Origin of the sequence: Streptomyces sp. E11-3 (genome assembly GCF_046540415.1) — a bacterium.
Classification (GTDB): Bacteria; Actinomycetota; Actinomycetes; order Streptomycetales; family Streptomycetaceae; genus Streptomyces.
In genome coordinates, this window is sequence record NZ_JAZGRL010000056.1 from 1 (window position 1) to 3,121 (window position 3,121).

3 protein-coding genes are annotated in these 3,121 nt (G+C 71.1%); 2 read left to right on the forward strand and 1 reads right to left on the reverse strand.

Annotated features, from left to right (window positions below; genetic code table 11):
* Nucleotides 1–43: 43 nt before the first annotated feature.
* Nucleotides 44–814, forward strand: coding sequence for an SDR family NAD(P)-dependent oxidoreductase (locus tag U9R90_RS34835; RefSeq protein WP_411061387.1), 771 nt, complete (start codon nt 44–46; stop codon nt 812–814).
* Nucleotides 815–859: 45 nt separating this feature from the next.
* Complete coding sequence (locus U9R90_RS34840; protein ID WP_411055619.1) at nt 860–2,140, forward strand: cytochrome P450; 1,281 nt, start codon at nt 860–862, stop codon at nt 2,138–2,140.
* Here the strand turns inward: U9R90_RS34840 and U9R90_RS34845 are convergent.
* Complete coding sequence (locus U9R90_RS34845) at nt 2,054–2,872, reverse strand: thioesterase II family protein (protein WP_411055620.1); 819 nt, start codon at nt 2,870–2,872, stop codon at nt 2,054–2,056. The genes U9R90_RS34840 and U9R90_RS34845 overlap by 87 nt on opposite strands.
* Nucleotides 2,873–3,121 lie beyond the last annotated feature (249 nt).

Here is a 3,121-nt window from a genome sequence, read left to right on the forward strand (position 1 = left end):
CCCAACCGGCGTCCCCCTCCCCGCAGAAAGGCGGCACCACCCCATGCGCACCGTCATCGTGTCCGGCGCGTCCAGCGGAATCGGCCACGCCACCGCCGAGCGGTTCGTCCGCTCCGGCGACCACGTGGTCAACCTCGACCTCCAGCCGCCGGCACCGGGCACGGTGACCGGCGACCGCGAGGGCGGCGGCCACCTGAGCTGGATCGAACTGGACGTCGCCGACTGGTCCGCCGTCGGTGCCGCCGTCGACCAGGTGCACGCCGAGCGCGGCGGGATCGACGTCGTCATCGCCAACGCCGGAATCAGCGTCCGGCACGGCATCCTCGACCTCACCGAGGCCGAGGCACGGCGCACCCTGGACGTGAACCTGATGGGCGTGCTCGCCCTGTGGCGGCACGCCACGCCGCACATGCTGCGCCAGGGCGCGGGCGTGTTGCTCGCGACGGCGTCCGTCAACGGCTCCCGCGGCTACCCGCTCTACGCGGACTACAACGCCAGCAAGGCGGGCGTGGCCTCGCTGTGCCAGACCTTCGCCGTGGAGCTGAGCCCGATGATCAGGACCGCCTGTGTCGCACCGGGTGCCGTGCTCACTCCCATGCAGCGCGCCGAGTACACGGACGCCATGCTCGACGAGGTCAACGAGCGTATCCCGGCCCGTCGGCACGCCCTCCCGGAGGAGATCGCGGACGTCTTCCACTTCCTGGCATCCCCGCAGGCGTCGTTCGTCTCGGGCCAGCAGTTCGTCGTGGACGGCGCCGAGACCGCCGGTGCCACCACCGCGTTCTTCCCTGGCCCGACCAAGCCGCTGGACTGACCGCGAAAACCCGTCTGCCACACCCGAGTTCGAGGAAGCACACTTATGGATACCCGCCCCGCGCTCGCCCCGGGACCGCTCGACGCCATCGATCTCGCCGATCCGCTGCTGCACGCCCACCACGACCTGGGGCCGCTGTGGCGGCGCCTGCGTACCGAAGCCCCGGTGCACTGGCAGCCCGAGACGGCCCGCGGTGCCGGTTTCTGGGTGGTGACCGGCCACGCCGACGTCGTCTCGGTGCTCAACGACAGCGAGACCTTCACCTCTGAGCAGGGCAATGTGCTCGACACCCTGCTGGCGGGCGGCGACTCGGCGGCCGGCCGGATGCTGGCCGTCACCGACGGCCGACCACACAAGGCGCTGCGCAGCGCCCTGCTGAAGCCGTTCTCGCCGCGGTCCCTCGACGTCGTGGTCGAGAGTGTGCGGCGCGGCACCCGGCGGCTGGTCGAGGAGGCGGTGGAGCGGGGCACGGTGGACTTCGCCGCCGATGTCGCCGCGCATATCCCGCTTGCCGCGATCTGCGACCTGCTCGGCGTGCCGGCCGCCGACCGGCAGCACATCATCGACCTCACCTCCAAGGCGCTGTCGTCGGCGGACGGCATACCCGACGAGGAGGCGACCTGGTCGTCGCGGAACGGCCTGCTGCTCTACTTCTCGGAGCTGGCCAGCTCGCGCGTGAAGAAGCCGTACGACGACGTGGTCAGCCTGCTGGTGACCAAGGAGATCAACGGGCGGCCGCTGACGCACGAGGAGATCGTCTTCAACTGCTACAGCATCATCATGGGCGGCCACGAGACGACCCGCTTCGCCATGGTCGGCGGGCTGCAGGCGCTGATGGACCGCCCCGACCAGTGGAAGGCGCTCAAGTCCGGTCAGGTGGACATGGCTTCGGCGGTCGAGGAGGTACTGCGCTGGACGACACCGGCCCTGCACAGCGGGCGGACCGCGACCCAGGACGTTTTCTTCGGCGACCAGTTCGTCGAGGAGGGCGACGTCGTCACCACCTGGCTGGCCTCGGCCAACCGCGATGAGCGGGTGTTCGATCGGCCCGACGACTTCGACCTGGCCCGCACCCCCAACAAGCATCTGTCGTTCGCCCACGGGTCGCACTTCTGCCTCGGCGCGTTCCTGGCCCGCGCCGAGCTGACGGCCCTGCTGGAGAGCCTGCGCGACCTGGTCGCCGTGGCCGAGCCCGCGGGCCCCTCGCAGTACGTGTACTCGAACTTCCTCAGCGGCTTTTCAGCCCTGCCGGTGACCCTCTCCCCGGAGTCGTCCGCCGACTCCGCCGACCGCGCCGGTCTCCTCCAGGGCTCCGAGCACGGCTGACACCGTCTCCTGGGGGTGCGTCTGCGGGTAGGCGTGGCCACCGGGGAGAATCCGCAGCCGGTGCGCGGCCGAGGTGTACTGGGCCCAGGGCTCGACCTGGGCCTCGGTGGCCGCCTCGTCCTGCGCACCGGCGAAGGCGAACAGCGGGCAGCCGACCGCGACCGGCTCCGGGATGAGATAGCGCTCGGCGAGGAACATGTCGCTGCGCACCGGACGCAGCAGGTCCCGCAGGAAGTCCGGGTACGCCAGAAGCGCGGGCGGCAGTCCGCCGTTGCGCCGCAGCCAGCCGATGAGTTCGCTGTCGTCGGCGTCCGCGACGGCCGCCCGGCTGAGCGGCAGATGCGGAGCGCGTGACGCCGAGGCCAGCAGGGCGCTCGGCGGCCGCAGCCCGTCCCGCTCGATCCGGAGCGTCAGTTCGTACGCCAGTACCGCGCCGAAGCTGTGCCCGAAGAACGCGTACGGCGTGGTCAACTCGGCGCGCAGGCCCGCCAGCAGAGCGTCGAGCAGCGGCTCGAGACGGTCCGGCAGGGGCTCGTCCATGCGCGAGCCGCGGCCTGGCAGTTCCACCGGAGCCAGCTCGACTCCCTCGGGTACGTACGGCCGCCAGGCACCGAAGGCTCCGGCGCCTCCTCCGGCGGGTGGCAGACACAGCAGCCTCAGCCTGGGCTGTCCGACGCTGAACCGGCCGCTGATCCAGTCGGTTCGCGGTGTGAAGGCATCAATCGCGCTCATGGCGGCCAGCCTTACCGCGGTCCGCCGCCATGACCAGGCAGCCCCGGCGGCAGCTTAGGGCCTGCCCGGCGGATCATGCCTGGGACGCGGCGCCCTGGCACGCGCATCTGCGGCGTTGTCGTCAATCACCATCCTCCCCAAGCTCTCGGCTTCGCTCGAGCAGGGGAGACCCCATTCGCGATGCCTCAATCCTCCGCCTTGCAGCTGCACGCACCAGACCACCGCTCACCAGCAGCGAGAACGCACCCA